Source organism: Cupriavidus sp. 96C5-1, from assembly GCF_057798855.1.
Genome location: NZ_JBYOJU010000084.1, coordinates 1 through 19,512 on the forward strand (window position 1 = coordinate 1; position 19,512 = coordinate 19,512).

The following is a 19,512-nucleotide window of genomic DNA, read 5'->3' on the forward strand; positions in this document are numbered from 1 at the left end:
TTGGCAAGTCAAGCCGGCTGAGCGGCAGGCCCCGTCTAGCCTCGCTTCATTTGCTGACGCAACTGGGGTTGACCGGGAGTGCGCCGTACTCCCTGGATGACCTGGCGCACGGCACCGTCAGCCTGAACTCAATTCCGGCCATGCTCGGGCCGCTTGGAGGAGAACCGGCATGAACGTGATTGCTTTGGGAGGCTGCGGCCTCATGGGCCGGCATTTTGTCGAGACGGCGATCAAGCTCAAGGCCTTTACCCGGCTTACCATCGCCGACAGAAACGTGGGTGCGGCCCGAGACTATGCGCTTGCACTGAGGCATCCATCCATAGATTCCATGGAGGTGGACGCACGCGACCGTGTGGCCCTGACGAATGTCCTGAGGCAATACGACGTCGTGGTATCGACCATCGGCCCATATTACCTCTTCGGCACGGCGGTGCTCGAGTGCGCAATCGATGCGGGTTGCCACTACATCGACATCTGCGACGATCCCGAGCCGACTCTGGCCATGCTGGGTCTGCACGCCAAGGCCGAGGCCGCGGGGATCACTGCGATCATTGGTATGGGGGCAAGCCCGGGTGTTTCCAACTTACTGGCGAGCACGGCGATCCGGCAGGTGGGTGCACCACATCGTGTGGTGACAACCTGGGGAAGCACTTCGCGCGCGAAGGAGGAAGAAAACGCGGACTCCGAGATGGGCGCAGCACTGGAGCACTGGGTCGAGCAAGTCACCGGACGTATTCCAGTGTTCAGAGCTGGGGAAATCGCATTTGGGAGTCCGCTCGCCGAAATCCGCCTTGACGTGCCTGGCGTAGGGACGGTCAAGGCCCATACCGTGGGTCACCCCGAACCTGTCACTCTGCCGGGCACTTTTCCATCCATCCGTGAAAGCGTCAACGCGATGGTGCTCTCTCATGGCCTGGCCGGTGTACTGAAGGTGTTGCAGGCCCGGGTGGACAAGCACGGGCAGACGGTCAAGGAGGCTGCGGAACTGTTGCATACGATTTTGGTGAGCAAAGACCTGTCCGGGCTCTCGTTTGGTGAGTCGATGTACCTGTTGAAACGCTCACTCGCGGAGACTCTGTTTGGCAGGCGCTACATCCCCGCCGAGATGGCTGCCATAGCGGAGGGCAGGAAGGGGAAGAAGCGGCATATCTGCAGCGCTTGGTTGAATGGCGAAATCCCTGGCGGAATGGGGCCAAATACCTGCATCCCGACGGCGGTTGCGCTAATCATGCTGGCAAGGAACCAGATTAGCAAAAGGGGGGTAAGTGCCCCCGAGGCTGCGATACCAGCCGATGCGTTCTTTGGGCACTTAGGCCCATTTGTCCGCCTTCGTGATCCGAATCAGCCGGTCGTCGCCCTTCGTGAAGCCTTTGTGCAATAGCCAGGCCCGCCCAGAGGTAAGCGGCCTGGAAAGCCATCCACCCCGAGGACGGAATGCAACCGACCACCCGCACGTCCGTGCACCTGGCCACTTCCCTTTGCGACGACGTCAGCTCTGTTTGGGCGCGGAAGATCCGAAAAAATATCACGTATGGATGGCGAGAGTCGTGTGAGTTGCAGCCGACCTTACAACATCTTCGCAACTCGCCTACTTCCAGCCTTCGGATCTCGGCATAGTCCTGTTACAGCAAGGAGAAGCATCGAAGGCGGCGGAGTTCGACGTCCTCATCTCCTTTTCAAGAGACGAGGCAACGACTGCCGGGAGCGCTCATCTGTCGCATACCCGCTCACCAACCGGATAGACGGGCAAAAATCACAGCCGCGACGTACATTCCAATCCCAAACGATGTATGCGCCATCAGGTTCCGCCAGCGCGTCGTGCTGGGCGGAGGGGTCCTGGAAGCAGCGACACCTGCGCACATGCCCGGCTGCATGATGAGGAAAGGCGCCAGGACGCTGAGTACGCCGAGGGGCACCGCTGGAAGCAAGGTAGGTTCGCGCGCCTACCGGCCCTTGCTCCGCATGGGATTGCGCGTATAGCTTCCCAATCGCAGTGAATGCTGACAGCCTCGCCGCGTGGGCAGCCTCGTGCATAGCAGCCTTCGCCGCGAAGAACCCTGAACTGATCGAGGTAGCGGTAGACGATCAGGATCACATCACCGAGTGGTTGCGCAGGGGCTGTCCTCGCGGCCGTAACGGCCACAGCCCACCCGGCCGCAGGCTGCAACAGCCACACGCTGGGCTTGATGCGCTATCGGGCTGCGGCCAGTCCGGCATTCGTACAACGCTATTTCGCCGACGGTGTGGGTGCGAGGAGCTTGGCAAATGCGCCCAGTCTGGTGTTCAACACGAAGGACGACTTGCAGGCACGCCGGGCAGGGCGCTTGTGCCATCGGCATGTGGAACTTCCTCGGCACACGTTGCCTTCGCCCCGGAGAGAGACGCGTTCGATCAATGCAAGTGGTAGTCCGCAATGATGTGGATAGCGGTGTGCAATCGCTATGGCTTTGTAGTCTTTGCGTGCGATAGTCAAGCGTTTACCGTGTCCGACACGGCCAGCCCCTCGCATGCGTTCACAGCAGCTTTCGGATGCGGCTGCCGAGGGCCACCGCGGTAGCTTCGGATTCGATATTCGTAAAGCTGACAAAGACGGCGCGTGCCTGCGGCTTCCCGATGCTCCAGTCCGTCAACGATTGCGCATAGAGGCCGGATGCGCGCATCCGCGCAGCCAGGGCACTATCGGATCGTGCCGCGCCATGCATACGGAGTACGAGGTGCATGCCACCGGGCTGCGGTTCGACCTGCATCATCTTTGCGAGGACAGCGCTCAAGGACGCTGCCGCGACGTCGCGCCGTTCTCCATAAAGTTTGCGCGTGCGCTGGATATGCCGGGCGAAGTGACCTTCGGCCATGAACGCACTCACGATGGCTTGCGTCAGGGCCGGACTGCCGCCGCCAAATATTTGGGAGATCTGCTCGAACCGCTCCACCAATGCCTCGGGCACTACCAGGTATGCCAGACGGATGCCGGGGAAGAGAACCTTGCTGAAGGTGCCGGAATACAGCACGCGACCGTCGCGGTCCAGGCTTTTGAGGGCGGGCAGCGGCCGGCCGACATATCGATACTCGCCATCGTAGTCGTCCTCGACGATCCAGGCTTGGTTGCGGGAAGCCCAGTCCAGCAGCGCCAGCCGGCGCGGCAGAGAGAGCGACACGCAGAGCGGACTTTGATGTGCCGGCGTGACTACCGCAGCGCGGGCATGCGGCGCGGATCGGACGCCCTCCGCTACGACGATCCCTTCGTGATCCACTGGGACGGGTGCAAGCGAGTAGCCTGCCTGCTGTAGCAGCGCGCGCGTCGGCGGATAGCCGGGATCCTCGACCCAAACCTGACTCCCCGGGTCCAACAGAGCGCGGGACACCAAGCCAAGCGTCTCGCGATAACCCGATGTGAGGATAACCTGTGATGGCTTGCAGTCGATTCCCCGGGAAACGTTCAAATACGTCGAGATCGATGTGCGCAGGGCCCGTTGGCCGAATACAGGCGGGTAGGCCATGTCCGCAGGTTGCATGGCACGCACGCATCGTGCACTGATCCGGGCCCATATCTTTCGCGGAAACGCATCGAGCGCGGGGAGCCCTAGCTGCAGCGGTTTGATGTGCTCAGGGAGTGCGCCCAAGGGGAAGGGCTCTGGCTTCGCTCGCTTTTCCGGGCGAGGAGCGGCCGTGCGGAGCATTACGCCAGGCGCCACGACGGTGCCGGCCTGCCCGCGAGACAGGACGTAGCCTTCAGCCACCAGTAGTGCATAGGCGTTATCCACCGTGCCCCTCGCAAGTCCCAGTTCCTTCGCGAGCCCGCGGGCAGCGGGAATGCGGTCGCCGGGCTTGAGTAAGCCGTCGGCAATTGCATTTCTGACTCGAGCGTAGATCTGTCTGTAGAGCGGCTCTAGGGCGTCCTCGTTGAGAGGCAACCGCGTATCAATCTTCGTCGGATTCATGGCCTAGTTCGGATGGCAGTTTGTGGCTCTGTCCATTGTGCATCAAATCGCAATAGCATAGCGCCTTGTCAGGGCCCGAGGTGCGCGGCGCTATGTCCGCACAGCCACAGTATTTGAACGAAGTGAAGGAGAGGGTGTGAACGATTTTGTGCTACGACACGCGGAAACCGACGGTGAGCTGCGCGCTTGCTTCCCTGTCATGCGGGAACTACGGCCGCATCTGGCGGACGAGGCTGGCTTCCTCGAGCAGGTTCGACGGCTCATGGGCGAGGGATATCGGCTCCTGGCCGCGTGGGAAGACGAAGTGCCGCTCGCACTGGCTGGATATCGCGTCCAGCAAAACCTCATCTTCGGCCGCTTCCTCTATGTGGACGATCTCGTTGTGACTGCCGCCAGCCGCGGCGATCGTTTGGGCAGGAGACTGCTGGATGAGTTGAGTTCTGTCGCAAAGCGGTCGGAGTGCGCCCAGCTGGTGCTGGATACGGGCCTGTCGAATGCGCTGGCACAGCGCTTCTATTTTCGAGAGGGCTTGTTGACCGGCGCCATCCGCTTCAGCAAGCCGCTATCCCTGGAGCAGGCGTGAAGATACTGCGAGTCAGCTGCAGCAATCGGGGGCAGGCATCCGAGAGCTTCAGGCTCTCACAGGCCATTGTGGAAGGTCTGCTTGGCGGGGAACCGCACGCAAGCCTCATCGAGCGCAATCTCGGTGGGATGCCCATTGCCCACATCGACACCGGCTATGCGGTGGCCCTGGCATCCGCGACGGAGGAGTACGAAGGTGTTGTCGCAGGGACGCTGGAGGTATCGGAGGCGTTGATCAGGGAACTGGAGGAATCTGACTGCCTGATCATCGCCACGCCCTTGCACAACTACACGGTGCCGTCGGTACTAAAGGCCTGGATCGATCATATCGTTCGCGTCAGGCGCACATTCCGGTCCACGCAGACGGGCAAGGTTGGCGTGCTGCGCGACCGCCCGGTCTATGTTGCGGTTTCGTCCGGCGGCCGGTTCTCAGGTGAAGCGGCTGGGCAGCCGGACTTTCTAACTCCCTACCTGCGGGCAATCCTGGAAACCATCGGACTGCGTAGTACCCACTTCTTCACAGTGGAGGGAACCGCCTTCGGCCCGGATGCACTAGCTGAAGCCAGGCGCGCGGCGCAACATGCACTCGCTGGCTACTTTGCATAGAGCGGACTGAGTCAATCAGACCGGCAACGAAACGAGACGGGCTGGCCGCGCGCGGGCAAGCCACACCAGCATGATGTGTCGCCGTCGGAGCTCGCCCTTTTTTGATGGCGGCCTTCCACATGCCTGCAGCACTGCCTGCCTGGAAAAACCCAACGACTGTCTGCTCACAGGTCGATCCAAAAGCCAGTGAGGGGCGTTGTGCGTCGAGAATGGCGATGTCCGCCTACGGCCTCGGCGTCGATGGAGATAAAGCAACGTGAAAGCCAATCAACAAGCTGGGCAACCCGCGCCGGGCCCGAGACCCAGGCGCGCGCGCCACCGCTCAGCCATTGCCGCTTCGGTAGCCGTGGCCGCTCTGGTGGCCGGGTGTTCAGAGGGAAACCCGGCCGAGGGCGCTGGCGCGGCTGCCGAGGTAGACGTCGCTACAGTCCAGTTGCAGTCTGTCAAGGAGTGGGACGAGTTTAATGGACGCATTAGCGCGGTCGATTCGGTCGAGGTGCGCGCGCGGGTGAGCGGCTATATTGAACGCATTGCATACAAGGAAGGCGATATGGTGGATAAGGGTGAGATCCTGTTCGTGATCGACCCTCGTCCTTATCGCGCTGCACTGGATAGTGCGCTCGCGCTTTTGACGCGGACGCGAGCCACGCTGGCATTGGCGCAATTGCAGGACCAGCGCTCCCAGAGGTTGCTACAGGCCGAGGCCGGCTCGCGCGAGGAGGCGGAAACGCGCAGCGCGAACGTCGAACGTGGCCAGGCGGACCTGCGCGCAGCCGAAGCGGCAGTGGCTGTCGCACGGCTAAACTTGCAGTTTACCGAGGTGCGTTCGCCGATCAGAGGGCGTGCTAGCCGCGCCATGCTGACACCAGGCAACCTGGTGGTGGCCGACCAGACGCTCTTGACTTCGGTTGTCTCGCAGGATCCAGTCTACGTCTACTTCGACCCGGACGAACATAGCTACCTACGCTATCGGGGCCTGCCCAGTGGGGGCACAGCCGCGCATGCATACCAGGTGCGCGTCGGGCTGGCCAGCGAGCAGGGCTTCCCGCACGCCGGCACTGTGAATTTTCTGGACAACCAGGTTGATCCAGGCACCGGCAGCATCCGAGTACGGGCCATCCTCCCGAACAAGGATCGCGTGTTCACGCCGGGGCTGTACGCGCGCGTGCGCCTGTCGGGCGGCGAGTCCCAGGCGATTCTGGTCGACAACAAGGCTGTCCTGACAGACCAGGACAGAATGTACGTCTATGTGTTGGGCGCAGGCAACAAGGCGATTCGCAAGGAGGTCACGCTGGGACGCGATAGCGATGGCCTGCGAGTGGTCCGTACCGGGTTGAAGGCGGGTGACAAAGTCATCGTCAATGGCTTGCAACGGGTCTACTACCCTGGTGCTTCCGTCAAGCCGAACGAAGTCGCGATGGGCCGAGTGCCAACGCGCGCGGACATCGGTGGGACCGCGACCATCGCGGTGGAGTGAGCATGGATTTTTCAAAGTTCTTCATCGATCGCCCGATCTTTGCGATCGTGCTATCCATCATCATCTTTTCCCTTGGCCTGATTTCGATTCCCATGCTGCCGGCCGGGGAGTACCCGGAGGTGGTTCCACCTAGCGTTGTAGTTCGCGCGACGTATCCCGGTGCCAATCCCAAGGAGATTGCCGAGTCTGTGGCGACGCCACTCGAGGAGGCGATCAACGGCGTAGAAGGGATCATGTACATGAAGTCGGTTGCCGGTTCGGACGGTAGCCTGCAGGTTGTGGTCACCTTCCTGCCCGGGATCGATCCGGATACCGCAGCTGTGCGTGTGCAGAATCGGGTAAGCCAGGCACAATCACGGCTACCTGAGGATGTCCGCCGGTACGGAATAACGACGCAGAAGCAATCTGCGACGCCATTGATGTACCTGGGCCTGCTGTCTCCGGGGAACCAATACGATGCCCTGTACTTGCGCAACTATCTAAACCTGCATATCAAAGATGAACTATCGCGCCTGAAGGGTGTGGGGGACGTCCAGTTGTATGGATCCGGGGACTATGCGATGCGACTCTGGCTGGACCCGAACAGGCTGGCTGCGCGGGGCATCACGGCGTCGGACGTGGTCAATGCGGTGCGCGAGCAGAACGTGCAGGTCTCGGCCGGCCAACTCGGTGCCGAGCCCACGCCACCGGCGACCGACTTCCTGCTGCCGATCAATGTGCAGGGACGCCTGCGCAGCGAGAAGGAGTTTGGCGACATTGTCCTCAAGAATGGAGCAGACGGGCAGGTCGTGAAGCTGTCGGACGTGGCTAGGATCGAACTCGGGGCGGGCGACTACACCATGCGGGTGCGGGAGAACGGCCAGAGCGCCGTGTCGGTGGGTATTTTCCTTTCGCCTGGCGCCAACGCATTGGACGTGGCCAATGCCGTCTACGGCAAGCTAGATGAGCTCTCCCGGACATTTCCCCAGGGCATCGAGTACCAGCCCGTTTGGGACCCGACTGTCTTTGTGCGAGATTCGATCCGCGCCGTGCAGCATACGCTGATTGAGGCCGTGGTTTTGGTGGTACTGGTGGTCATCCTGTTCCTGCAGACCTGGCGTGCATCGATCATTCCACTGGCCGCGGTGCCGGTTTCAATCGTCGGCACATTCGCAGGATTGCATCTGTTGGGGTATTCGATCAATACGCTGACGCTATTCGGATTGGTGCTGGCGATCGGGATTGTAGTGGACGACGCTATCGTCGTGGTGGAGAACGTCGAGCGCAACCTGGCGCAAGGCCTGAGCCCGCGCGATGCGGCGCACCAGGCGATGCGGGAGGTGTCGGGGCCGATTGTCGCCATCGCCCTGGTACTGTGCGCGGTGTTCGTTCCGATGGCATTCCTCAGTGGTGTGACGGGGCAGTTCTACAAGCAATTCGCAGTGACGATCGCGATTTCGACGGTAATCTCGGCAATCAACTCGCTTACCTTGTCGCCTGCGCTCGCTGCCAAATTGCTGACCCGGCATGATGCGCCGAAGGACCCGCTAGCGCGACTGATCGACCGTTCGCTGGGATGGCTGTTTCGTCCATTCAACCGATTTTTTGAGCGCAGCTCGAATCGCTACCAAGGCGTGGTGGCCTACACGTTTGGCCGCCGAGGCGTGGTTTTTGTCGTCTATTTCATTCTGCTTGGTGCGACTGTGCTGCTCTTGCATGGGGTACCGGGCGGCTTTATTCCGACCCAGGACAAGCTGTACCTTTTTGCTGGCGCCAAGCTGCCGGAAGGCGCGTCGCTTGCGCGGACCGAGGCAGTGATGCAAACGATCAACGAGATTGCCCTCGGCGTCGACGGGGTGGAGGCGACGGCCAGCTATGTGGGCCTCAATGCGTTGCAATCGGTGAACACACCAAATGTAGCGGCCTCTTACATCATGCTCGATCCGTTCGACAAGCGCGGCCGTAGCGCAGCAGCGATCAATGCCGAGTTGAGTGAGAAACTGGCCGCGATCAAGGACGGCTTTGCCTATGCGTTGTTGCCGCCGCCCATTCAAGGCCTGGGAAATGGATCCGGCTACTCGCTCTATCTGGTGGACCGCGGCGGCCTCGGCTATGGCGCACTGCAGAATGCGATGACCGCCTTCCAGGCGGAGGTGGCGAAGACACCAGGCATGACCTTCCCCGTAAGCTCCTACCAAGTCAATATCCCGCAGCTCGAAGTGAAGGTGGACAGGGTCAAGGCGAAGGCGCAAGGTGTTGCCCTGACGGACCTTTTCGAGACCTTGCGAACCTATCTGGGCTCCGTCTACATCAATGACTTCAATTTGTTCGGGCGGGTCTACAGGGTCACGGCGCAGGCCGACAGCAATTTCCGGCAACGGGAGGCAGACATAGGCAACTTGCGCGTGCGCAACGCCCGCGGGGAGATGGTGCCGATCGGTGCTATGGTGGAGGTGACTCCGAGCTTCGGGCCGGATCCGGTAGTGCGCTATAACGGCCACCCGGCGGCGGACCTGATCGGCGATTCCGATCCGCGAGTGCTATCGTCCGGTCAGGTCATCGAGAAGCTGACTGAGATCGCGGCCAGGGTGCTTCCGCCCGGCATCAAGCTGGAGTGGACCGACCTGACCTACCAGCAGGTCACGCAGAGCAACGCCGCGATGATCGTGTTCCCGCTCGCGGTCATGCTGGCTTTTCTGGTGCTGGCCGCGCTCTATGAAAGCTGGACCTTGCCTTTAGCGGTGATCCTGATCGTACCGGTATGCGTGTGCGCAGCCCTGTTCGGCGTCTGGCTGACAGGTGGCGACAACAACGTCTTCGTTCAGGTCGGCCTGGTTGTGCTGATGGGGCTGGCCTGCAAGAATGCCATCCTGATCGTGGAGTTTGCCCGCGAGCTCGAGATGCACGGCCGGGGAATTGTCGCGGCAGCGCTCGAAGCATGCCATCTGCGCCTGCGCCCGATCGTGATGACCTCGGTTGCCTTCATCGCGGGGTCAGTTCCTTTGCTTGTTGGCCACGGGGCGGGTAGCGAGGTACGTCAGGCGACGGGCATTACGGTATTTTCCGGCATGCTGGGCGTGACGCTGTTCGGCTTGTTCCTGACACCGGTGTTTTACGTAGTGCTCCGCAAGCTTGCCACGCGTCGGGCGACAAAGGCGTCGGAGCCGGCCATCACGGTTGGAGGAGGTATCGTACATGAATAGACACCGCCTTGCGCCGGGCCTGATTCTTGTCCTCTCGTTGGGCGCCTGCGCGGTCGGCCCCGACTACCGGCAGCCAGCGATGCCGCATTCTCCGGCATTCGCGCGCGCTGAGGCACGCACTGATGACGCTCCACAGCTGCCTGTCAATGACGCGGAGTTCTGGCATGCCTTCGGCGATCCGCAACTGAGCGAACTCATCGCCCTGTCGCTGGCGGCGAACCACGACTTGCGCATTGCTCTGGCGCGCGTCGACAAGGACGCCGCCATCCTGAGGGATGTGGGACTGGATCGCTTCCCGACCGTCACCGCTAGCGCGCAGGCCGGGCGGGAGCGCGTCAGCGTTTACCAGTCATATGGTTTTCCGCGCACTTCGCGCCCTTTCGACGCAAGTGTCAATGCGAGCTGGGAAATTGACCTGTTTGGCCGTGTTCGGCGTAGCATCGAAGCGCAGCGGGCGGAGGTGGCCGCTAGCTCCGCCGACTTCCAGGCGATGCAGATCGTCATCGTTGGGGAGGTCGCGAACGTCTACGTTGATCTTCGCGGCGCACAGGAACAACTAAGCGTAGCCCTTGCCAATGTTGAGAACCAGCGCGAAACCCTGCGAATTGTCGGAAACCGCTTGGATGCAGGGCGCGGATCCAACTTTGACGTCGCGCGCGCACGCGCGCAGCTGGAGAGCACGCAAGCACGCGTACCGGCGCTGCGGGTGCGGATTGCGGTCGATCAGCACCGGCTTGCGGTGCTGACCGGCCAATCTCCGGCGGCATTGATAGCCGATCTCGACGCGCCGCGACCGCTGCCTCGTATTCCCGAGGCCATCGATCCTGAGACGCCGGGAGAGCTGCTACGCCGCCGTCCTGATGTGGCGGCGGCCGAGGAGCGCCTGCACGCGGCGACGGCGCGCATCGGCGTGGCAACGGCCGACCTGTATCCCCGCCTGAGCCTGGGTGCGATGGTGGGCACGTTTGCCTTCGGACCGGGTGCTGTCTTCAAGAGCGGTAGTGCGACCAACTCGATCGTGCTGGGTGTGGACTGGTCTTTCCTCGACATAGGGCGAGTTCGCGCGCGCATCGCTGCAAGCGACGCCGAAGCTGAAGGACTCCTGGCGCAGTTCCAGCAAACTGTGCTTCGCGCCCTTGAGGACACGGAGAATGCCCTTGTGCGCTTCTCGCGAACACGCGACGAGGATGCTCACTTGGAGCGTGCCGCCGCCGAAAGCGCGCATGCCGCGCGCCTGGCCCGCGCACGGTTCCAGGCGGGCGAGATCAGTCTCTACGAGGTGTTGGATGCGGAGCGAACCCAGCTCCGAGCTCAGGAAGCGTTCGCCGATGGCAGGGCGCGCAGCGCCACCGCGGCGGTCGCCCTGTACCGAGCTTTGGCGGGCGGCTGGTCGCAGAAGCTGCCGCAGCGCGATGACTTGGCCGCCGGCAGCCAGGGCAGTCGATAGTAGGGCGCCGGCATTACGGGCGTGGTTGCGTAGGGCTATCAGCCTTCTTCGGCATGCTCGATGAACTCGAGGAAGACAGCGATGCTGGCTCCGGCATTTCGCAAATCTACGGCGTCACTCGCGAGAGCGAGCTTTGTGTACGGGGCGAGTTGTATCCCGCACCACGCTCGCGGGCGTGTTGGCGCTATTCAACTGCGACGACGTCTTGCGCCGGCTCACGTCGGTTGAATCGATACGATTGCGCCATATCTCCTGCGGTGACAATCCTGTCGCCCGGCCGGTCAGTCGAAGATTCGCGGTTCGGTCGAAGGGACCATGCTACAGATCCTCGACACCGTCAGTGGCGAGAAGCGCGAGTGCTCTGAATTCGAGGTGCACGGCGCCGACCGGGGCAACGCGAAGGACTTCACCGCAATGAGCGGCGACATGATGAAGGCCATAGGGTAGTGTCAAAATCAGTTTTCGGCCGCGTCGCTGAACCAGCAACTCGCCTCGGCGATGAACCGGCTGCGGCCGGCAACTACTCAACCGGCGGTGTCCGCCTACGAACCTACTTTCTAGGCAAACGGATTGATCTGGCGGCGACGCATCGAACACGAGCGACAAGGTGCGGCTATCGCTGCTTACTAGGCCCTACAGCCTTGACCGGCGCAGGAATGGCTGTTCGTAGGCCAGATAGCAGATCGAATCCGCTTCACTTATTTTCGTAATTTGGGCGGCACCGGACGAATTCAGGATGGCCGCCTGTGAAGGTTTCTGCAAATTGCGAATCATCATTGTTATGATGCTAGGGAGCGGTCCAGCCGGACACCCGACGGCTGGGATTTCACATCAATGATGGCGCGGGCCCGGCGCAAGCCAGGCTGCCGCACAAACAAAATGAAACCCATGGTTACATATCGAGCACCTCGTCCCCTCAATCGCAAGGCTGTCGCGGGTAAGCAGGCCGAAGCGGCTGCGCCCGCGGACACCAAGGAGGACGTCTATGAGCGCAAGCGTATTGAAGTCCTTGAAGCGACTTGGCGTGCTATCCTCCGCGTCGGGCTAGAGAATGTCACCATCCGCGAAATCGCGGCAGAGATGGGTGCGACGACCGGCGCGGTGGTGCACTACTTCCGTACCAAGGATGAGGTGCTGATTTATGCGCTCGATCACCTGATCAGTGGCTTGGTCGCGGAGGTCGAGAGCCGTCTGAATGGCGTAACTGGCATCGCGCGCCTCGAGACCATTCTCTACGCTTCGCTGCCGCTGGACGAGGAGGGCGAAACGGGGTGGCGCATCTGGCTGGCCTTCTTGAAGGCATCGGTGGGCAGCGAGATGCTGTCCGTCGAGCACAAGCGGCGCTATGCGTTCATGCGGGACTCTCTGGCCGGAGAACTGGTTGCGCTGCAGAAGCAGAAGCTTATCCGCGGCAGCCTAGACCTGGCCATGGAAGCTGACGCAATGGTGGCACTAGTCGACGGCCTGGGCGTAGGCCGTGTCATCGACCCTGATCGATTCGCGCCGGCTCAGCAGCGCATGCTTGTGAAGCGCCATATCCAGGCTTTCCTTGTCCCCAGGGCTTAAAGCCTGTTTGAGAATTCGCTGCGGATGTGTTCTAGAGTTGGGATGTGGAAAGAGAACACCGAGAGCGGCAGGGCAAGCTTGGCAGCCAAGACGAAACGCTAGTCAAGCGACCTGACAGACGTGCAGCGGGCGGCAATTGATGGTTTGCAGCCCAAGCCCGACCAGTGAGGACGGCGCAGGAAACCCGATCTGAGGGAATTCATCGACGCCTTCGATATCTGATGCGCTCGGGATCTGGCTGGCGCATGCTGCCGAAGGATTGCCCGGCCTGGCAAAGGGTGTACTGGTGGTTTCGCAGACTGATGCGCCGGTTCCTGTCGCTGACGCTTCACGACAAAGTGCTGATGCTCGATTGGCGCACAGCGCGTCGGCAACCACTGCCACCCGAACTGCGCCGAGTTGCAGACTGGCACAAACTCCGTTACCTCATTGGCCGCGGTGCCACACTTCCCTTGCTCGTACTCGCGACGCCGTCTGGCCAGTTGGTTGTGGTTCAGATCATGCTCACGCGCCACACGCGACAGCCACATCGGCGACGCCAGCAGCGTTTGCACGATCTGGCGCCTGTACTCGTTGGTGAAGCGTCGCCGCGGTTCGTTGCAGAAGGTACTTCCGATAAGGGTCGCCATAGCGAGCAGAGATGCCCATCCAACCATTGATGGGCATCTATTTTCCTCAGCGGGGACTCAGCGTAAGGACGGTATTGGACAGTCGCTTACCTATCTTCAGAATGGCGCCGCTTACTTCCCGCCTGTCCTTCCAGGGCGGGCTCGAGAATGCCCTGAACTGTTTGGAAATCGATGCGATGCTGAAAGTGATTGGTTGTGGCGTCGTCGCGCTCACAAGAGGCTCTTGTCGCTAGTGGCTACCGGTCCGGGTCAGGCATCAATCCAGTGCAGAGTAGGTCCAGCGAGCCAGGGAAGTGGATACCCTTCTCGCGGAAGCGTTGAATGATCGAAGCATTTACATCAGAGATGACATTGAGCTTTCCGTTGTCCGGGTCCGCAATCCAGAAATGCGCTTCCAAGCGTATACCTAATCGCTCGATGCCGGCTACGTAGACGCTCGGTGCCGGTTCCGACAATGCTCTTGGTTGATCGGTAATGGCATTGAGCATGCTGGATCTCGCACTGCTGAGGTCACTATCGGATTTTATGAGAACTGATGTTTCCAGCCTGATATTGCGATCTGACCACGACTCATTCACGATTGTAGTGGAGGTCAGAACATCATTTGGAATGATTGCTTCCACACCATCGCTTGATCGGATCATGGTGTAGCGCGCCGTTAGGTGTGTGACATTCCCTTTTAGGGATCCGGTCGAGATGGTATCTCCGATGCGAATCGATTGTTCAAAGAGAATGATCAAACCACTGATATAGCTTGATGCGAGGCGCTTCATCCCCAAACCAAGCCCGATGCCCAAGGCGCCTCCAAAGGCAGCCATCGTTGTCGCATCGATTCCAATGGCCACCAAAGTGAGGACGACGGAAACGGACCAGATCGCTACTCGGCTGATATTGGCAAGCGCAAGCAAAAGGTTGTGCGGGAGAGCTCTGCTTTGAAGCAGCTTCCGTTCGACAGCTTTCGAGACGGAAATGGCAATGATGAAGAAAATCACTCCAAAACTCGCACCATTGAAGAGACCCTCTGCACTGATCCTCGATGCTCCGACCTTGAGCTCAAGGTCGGAGACTAGCTGCAGCAGTTCCTTTGGCGGTTTTAGGGACTGTACTGCTACTACAATCCCTGTTACCAGCGCTACAAATCGAAGTGCCCGATCTAGCAGGACTGTCGGTCTAAAGACCAGCGCGATGGCCCAGGCCATTGCGTGCGACAAAAGAAGCACCACGGCCACTTCGATGTAAACATGCAGAAGATAGCTATCTGACTTCAGAGGCCATTGAACGAGGAGCAATCCAATAGTAACGCAGACCGGAAACGCAAGATATGCAACTGCCGTATTCCAGAAGGGACTCTGTCGGAGTCTTCCTGCTGCTGCCTTCGAAAGCCGGATCGACGCCAGCACAATCAGCAGGGTGAGTAGCGACCCCACAAAGACATCCATTGCATTGACCTTCGCCCACGAGATTGGGAGTGTGGATGCAATCATTTCCCCGTTCGCTCCCTCTATCGAATTGTTTGCTTTTTTTTTGCTTGATGGAAAGCCGGAATTTAGTTGTGCAGTCATCTCGGTATGCGTGAGGGTCGCCAGAACGGTTGCCGCGCTTGACTTGCCCAACGATAATTGCTGGTCGGACGTGCAGAAAGAGAATCGTACCGATCTCGGTTCGTGGAGGCATAGCGAAAGTTCAGCATGGCTTGCGGAAAACGGACGAATATCCGCCTCTCTCCCTTCCGGGGGGCGGAACCGCCGAGCTCGGAACAAGTTCCGCAGAATGCGGTACTTGCGCGGAGCATAGCGCCGGCAATCCTACGATAGGTGATACCGCCACTCGTTCTGTGACGCGCCGGCGTTGCAGTTGGCAGCAGGGGAGAGGCAAAGCGACCCGGCGCCACGCATCAGCATCTCGGAAGGCTCAATTCATGGAGTGTGAGAATGATCGTTGATAGTCCATGCCAGTGAACGAGACCCTGTCGAGCGAAGGCGTCTTCCGGGTAGTCGTTGGGGGCGGATTGACGGATGAGTTCCAGCGAGTGTGCGGGAACCCTGATGAGTACGGTCTTTTCGGCTACGCTATTGCCACAGCCTGCTCTGAATCCCCATGGACGGCGACTTTGGGCCCGCCCAGCCAACCGCGGACCAACGCTTCGATCGCCTCCTGACGCTGCAGCTTGCGTCGGTAGGCCGAGCGCTTCTTTGACGGCAGCGACATCACGTCGCGCCGTGGCTGCGCTACCGGCACCTCCATGTTCCCGCAGGGCAGTTCCCGACCGCCTGCCTCGGTCCAGAAGCTCTCGTAGTCGGCCAGGATAGCGCGCGGAGTGCGCCGCTGACGACCCACGTGGTTTATGCGCGACACCGCAACCACGCGTGTCACGCCGAGCGTGGCAGCCAGCGCCAGCAGCGCTTCCATCACCGCATCCTTTGGCCGCAGGCCATCGCAGGCGCGAGTTGCCTCACGGATCCAATCGCGGCTAGATCCGCCCGATGGCCCCTGCAAGCCACCAATGAACACCTCTGTGCCGTGCTTGCCCTGTGTCAGGTAAAAGCTCAGTTGCGCCAAGCAGGCACCGTGGGCTTTGTCAATCCAGTAGAAGGCCAATTCGCCTTCCTTGGGGTTGGGGCCCGAATCGGCAAGCCGCAGCGCATACCCGGCGCCAGGCACATGCCACTCGAGGCCCGCTGACAGGTAGATGCGCTCGCAGACCGCCGCAGGCAGCTTGGCGTGCATGATGCGATAGTGCTCCAGCACGATGCGCATGCGCTCGTCGAAATCAAATCCAAAGCGGGCCAGCGGTCGAAACGGGCGCTCGAGCACGGCCGGGCGTGCCGCCACAACGCGGCGTAGCAGGCCACACGATGCCACCGCCCCAAGCCAAGTTTGGACGGCAATGCGGCGGAACGTGGAACGGCCGATCAGCTTGAGACGCTTGATCCACCAGCGGCTGGCTCCTACCGGATGGCAGAACGCCGAGACGGCGCCCAGTGTGAACAGATATCGCCAATAGATCAGAGGGCCGGCCTGGGATAACAGACGCCGGGTATCCGGCCCGAGGAGCCAGGGCAGGTTCGGCAGGGGTCCTTGCACGGCTAGTCTTCCTTTCTTCGAATAGTGGACGTTGTCAGAAGTCGAATCGAACCCGCGCTCGACAAAACACAGTGATTCGACAGGGGAGGGAACATGGCAGAACTGGGTAGTTGGTAGCTTTGAGGTCTCAAGGTGTATTACTCGGATATCACGTTTCTACGTCATGCGATCGATGACATTATATCCATTATGATGCGATCGGTGTTGGCGCGCCAAGCTCCCATCGTGGCGCCATTCGATAGGCTGCCGCACACCGTGCCCATTAGCCGCGGTCCACCCATTGCGATCTAGACCATAGCCTCGGACACATCAGGACGCCGCTCGTCGTGCCTGGCCAGGTGTCGCAATATGTCCTAGTCAGGGCCCCTCCTGGACCGGCAATGCGGGACGTTACTTCAACAAGCTTCACTTCTGTGACGCAGCGGCTTTGCCGCCCCCTGCGCTGTTGCGCAGAGCCGGACCAGGCGTCCTCGCCGCGTTCCAGAGGCGATCACGGAGGCCCAAGCACTGATCGCAGCAATTGGCGCGTGCGCGTTGGCTGTGCGCCACGTGGGATCAACAGCGATTCCCGGCATCCGCGCGAAACCGGTGCTGGACCTCATCCCAGTAGTCTCGAGCTTGTCGGATTTGGATCACCGCAGGGGCGAAATCGAGCGGCTAGGCTACGAGTGGCGGGGCGAACTCGGCCTGCCAGGCCGTCGTTACTGCACTAAGACCGATCCAATCTCTAAGAGCAGGCTCGTCCAGCTTCATTGCTACGCTGAAGGTTCCCCTGAGATTGTCCGGCACCTTGCGTTTCGGGACTACCTTCGCAATAACGTTGACGTCTCTCGTGCCTACGATCAAGAGAAGGCGCGATGCCAGCGGCTACACCCCAATGACTCGCACGCCTACGGAGATTGCAAAGATGCCTGGATCAGAAAGGTTGAAACACTGGCGCTTGCTGTGCCGAAGCGTTGAAGAATCAGTAAAGCCAAAGCGCTCACTCTGACTCAACCAACATGCTGAGTATGCTGGGCGCTCACTGGCTCCGCTCCAGGGTGTTTGGCCGGGTTGTAGCCGTCATCGGCGGGCTACTTGCCTCCACGCCGCTCAGCCTGGTTTCCGTGCCGGTGGCTTCTCCTGCATGGATGATCTGGGGAACCGGGCCGCGCCAAGGCTGGCCTTGTGACTTCCGTGACAGCGAAGGATCGGGGGGCGCAGAGATCGGACACGGCAGGCTAACCGGGAGCGGAATCAAGGCTCCAAGAGCTCGGTGATCCCGTCGGTCTCCGTACCGGACAGGGCACGACAGCCGGTACCGGACGGCAGGCGGTAGTCCATCGGAAAATTTTTTTGCACTGGAGCGAACTCCAGTGCAAAAAGACATAATAACCGTTATGATGTTTATTGAGGTATCATCGAAACATGACGTTCTTAGGAGTGCATCTTGGTTTCAACACTGGGGCTAGCTCGCATTGGCAATGTCCGGCTCGCATATGAGTCACTGGGCTCGGACACGGACCCGTCCGCCGTGATGATTCACGGACTTGGTCAGCAACTGACGGGATGGCCGGATGCTCTGGTTGAAGGCACCGTGCGGGCGGGCTATCGGGTGATCCGGTTTGACAATCGCGACGTTGGCAAGTCAAGCCGGCTGAGCGGCAGGCCCCGTCTAGCCTCGCTTCATTTGCTGACGCAACTGGGGTTGACCGGGAGTGCGCCGTACTCCCTGGATGACCTGGCGCACGGCACCGTCAGCCTGAACTCAATTCCGGCCATGCTCGGGCCGCTTGGAGGAGAACCGGCATGAACGTGATTGCTTTGGGAGGCTGCGGCCTCATGGGCCGGCATTTTGTCGAGACGGCGATCAAGCTCAAGGCCTTTACCCGGCTTACCATCGCCGACAGAAACGTGGGTGCGGCCCGAGACTATGCGCTTGCACTGAGGCATCCATCCATAGATTCCATGGAGGTGGACGCACGCGACCGTGTGGCCCTGACGAATGTCCTGAGGCAATACGACGTCGTGGTATCGACCATCGGCCCATATTACCTCTTCGGCACGGCGGTGCTCGAGTGCGCAATCGATGCGGGTTGCCACTACATCGACATCTGCGACGATCCCGAGCCGACTCTGGCCATGCTGGGTCTGCACGCCAAGGCCGAGGCCGCGGGGATCACTGCGATCATTGGTATGGGGGCAAGCCCGGGTGTTTCCAACTTACTGGCGAGCACGGCGATCCGGCAGGTGGGTGCACCACATCGTGTGGTGACAACCTGGGGAAGCACTTCGCGCGCGAAGGAGGAAGAAAACGCGGACTCCGAGATGGGCGCAGCACTGGAGCACTGGGTCGAGCAAGTCACCGGACGTATTCCAGTGTTCAGAGCTGGGGAAATCGCATTTGGGAGTCCGCTCGCCGAAATCCGCCTTGACGTGCCTGGCGTAGGGACGGTCAAGGCCCATACCGTGGGTCACCCCGAACCTGTCACTCTGCCGGGCACTTTTCCATCCATCCGTGAAAGCGTCAACGCGATGGTGCTCTCTCATGGCCTGGCCGGTGTACTGAAGGTGTTGCAGGCCCGGGTGGACAAGCACGGGCAGACGGTCAAGGAGGCTGCGGAACTGTTGCATACGATTTTGGTGAGCAAAGACCTGTCCGGGCTCTCGTTTGGTGAGTCGATGTACCTGTTGAAACGCTCACTCGCGGAGACTCTGTTTGGCAGGCGCTACATCCCCGCCGAGATGGCTGCCATAGCGGAGGGCAGGAAGGGGAAGAAGCGGCATATCTGCAGCGCTTGGTTGAATGGCGAAATCCCTGGCGGAATGGGGCCAAATACCTGCATCCCGACGGCGGTTGCGCTAATCATGCTGGCAAGGAACCAGATTAGCAAAAGGGGGGTAAGTGCCCCCGAGGCTGCGATACCAGCCGATGCGTTCTTTGGGCACTTAGGCCCATTTGTCCGCCTTCGTGATCCGAATCAGCCGGTCGTCGCCCTTCGTGAAGCCTTTGTGCAATAGC

15 protein-coding genes and 2 pseudogenes are annotated in these 19,512 nt (G+C 60.7%); 12 read left to right on the plus strand and 5 right to left on the minus strand.

All coding sequences use genetic code 11. The features are described from left to right. Positions 1-169: 169 nt before the first annotated feature. Positions 170-1,381 carry a saccharopine dehydrogenase family protein gene (locus tag AC3FOF_RS43450; RefSeq protein WP_488729925.1) on the plus strand — a complete coding sequence of 404 codons (1,212 nt, stop codon included), beginning with the start codon at positions 170-172 and terminating at the stop codon, positions 1,379-1,381. Between the two features lie 346 nt (positions 1,382-1,727). Here AC3FOF_RS43450 and AC3FOF_RS43455 read toward each other — a convergent pair whose 3' ends face one another. Beyond that, a complete protein-coding gene (locus AC3FOF_RS43455) occupies positions 1,728-1,916 on the minus strand; it encodes a DUF2938 family protein (RefSeq protein ID WP_488730192.1) in 189 nt (62 codons plus the stop codon). 27 nt (positions 1,917-1,943) lie between these two features. Between AC3FOF_RS43455 and AC3FOF_RS43460 the strand changes: the two are divergent. Beyond that, a pseudogene (locus tag AC3FOF_RS43460) lies at positions 1,944-2,369 on the plus strand (ArgP/LysG family DNA-binding transcriptional regulator); the annotation flags it as partial. A 144-nt stretch (positions 2,370-2,513) separates the two neighbouring features. Here the strand turns inward: AC3FOF_RS43460 and pdxR are convergent. Further along, positions 2,514-3,938 (minus strand): MocR-like pyridoxine biosynthesis transcription factor PdxR, encoded by a 1,425-nt coding sequence (gene pdxR, locus AC3FOF_RS43465; protein WP_035805190.1) that lies wholly within the window; start codon positions 3,936-3,938, stop codon positions 2,514-2,516. Positions 3,939-4,074: 136 nt separating this feature from the next. Between pdxR and AC3FOF_RS43470 the strand changes: the two genes are divergently transcribed. From AC3FOF_RS43470 to AC3FOF_RS43500, 7 genes are all read left to right on the plus strand, one after another. After that, positions 4,075-4,521, plus strand: a complete 447-nt coding sequence (locus AC3FOF_RS43470) for a GNAT family N-acetyltransferase (protein ID WP_017224006.1) — start codon at positions 4,075-4,077, stop codon at positions 4,519-4,521. Continuing rightward, a complete protein-coding gene (locus tag AC3FOF_RS43475; RefSeq protein WP_017224007.1) occupies positions 4,518-5,126 on the plus strand; it encodes an FMN-dependent NADH-azoreductase in 609 nt (202 codons plus the stop codon). The genes AC3FOF_RS43470 and AC3FOF_RS43475 overlap by 4 nt, the downstream gene beginning before the upstream one ends. Before the next feature lie 256 nt (positions 5,127-5,382). Next, a complete protein-coding gene (locus tag AC3FOF_RS43480) occupies positions 5,383-6,603 on the plus strand; it encodes an efflux RND transporter periplasmic adaptor subunit (RefSeq protein WP_488730193.1) in 1,221 nt (406 codons plus the stop codon). Between the two features lie 2 nt (positions 6,604-6,605). Then, positions 6,606-9,785, plus strand: a complete 3,180-nt coding sequence (locus AC3FOF_RS43485) for an efflux RND transporter permease subunit (protein WP_488730194.1) — start codon at positions 6,606-6,608, stop codon at positions 9,783-9,785. Continuing rightward, positions 9,778-11,232: an efflux transporter outer membrane subunit gene (locus AC3FOF_RS43490; protein WP_488730195.1), complete on the plus strand. Its 1,455-nt coding sequence runs from the start codon at positions 9,778-9,780 to the stop codon at positions 11,230-11,232. Before AC3FOF_RS43485 ends, AC3FOF_RS43490 begins: the two co-directional genes overlap by 8 nt. A gap of 315 nt (positions 11,233-11,547) precedes the next feature. Further along, on the plus strand, positions 11,548-11,679 hold the full coding sequence (locus AC3FOF_RS43495; protein ID WP_488730196.1) for a hypothetical protein: 132 nt from the start codon (positions 11,548-11,550) through the stop codon (positions 11,677-11,679). Between the two features lie 432 nt (positions 11,680-12,111). Beyond that, positions 12,112-12,798, plus strand: a complete 687-nt coding sequence (locus AC3FOF_RS43500; RefSeq protein ID WP_276263437.1) for a TetR/AcrR family transcriptional regulator — start codon at positions 12,112-12,114, stop codon at positions 12,796-12,798. Between the two features lie 428 nt (positions 12,799-13,226). Here AC3FOF_RS43500 and AC3FOF_RS43505 read toward each other — a convergent pair. From AC3FOF_RS43505 to AC3FOF_RS43515, 3 genes and pseudogenes are all read right to left on the minus strand, one after another. Next, positions 13,227-13,454, minus strand: a pseudogene (locus tag AC3FOF_RS43505) (transposase); the annotation flags it as partial. A 209-nt stretch (positions 13,455-13,663) separates the two neighbouring features. Beyond that, positions 13,664-14,989, minus strand: coding sequence for a mechanosensitive ion channel family protein (locus tag AC3FOF_RS43510; RefSeq protein WP_488730197.1), 1,326 nt, complete (start codon positions 14,987-14,989; stop codon positions 13,664-13,666). A 502-nt stretch (positions 14,990-15,491) separates the two neighbouring features. Next, on the minus strand, positions 15,492-16,511 hold the full coding sequence (locus AC3FOF_RS43515; RefSeq protein ID WP_276263435.1) for a DUF535 family protein: 1,020 nt from the start codon (positions 16,509-16,511) through the stop codon (positions 15,492-15,494). A gap of 507 nt (positions 16,512-17,018) precedes the next feature. Between AC3FOF_RS43515 and AC3FOF_RS43520 the strand changes: the two genes are divergently transcribed. The 3 genes from AC3FOF_RS43520 (at position 17,019) to AC3FOF_RS43530 (ending at position 19,511) form a co-directional block, all read left to right on the plus strand. Beyond that, on the plus strand, positions 17,019-17,471 hold the full coding sequence (locus AC3FOF_RS43520) for a GrpB family protein (RefSeq protein ID WP_488730199.1): 453 nt from the start codon (positions 17,019-17,021) through the stop codon (positions 17,469-17,471). A gap of 469 nt (positions 17,472-17,940) precedes the next feature. After that, positions 17,941-18,303: an alpha/beta fold hydrolase gene (locus tag AC3FOF_RS43525; RefSeq protein ID WP_488730198.1), complete on the plus strand. Its 363-nt coding sequence runs from the start codon at positions 17,941-17,943 to the stop codon at positions 18,301-18,303. After that, positions 18,300-19,511 carry a saccharopine dehydrogenase family protein gene (locus tag AC3FOF_RS43530; RefSeq protein ID WP_488729925.1) on the plus strand — a complete coding sequence of 404 codons (1,212 nt, stop codon included), beginning with the start codon at positions 18,300-18,302 and terminating at the stop codon, positions 19,509-19,511. Before AC3FOF_RS43525 ends, AC3FOF_RS43530 begins: the two co-directional genes overlap by 4 nt. Position 19,512 lies beyond the last annotated feature (1 nt).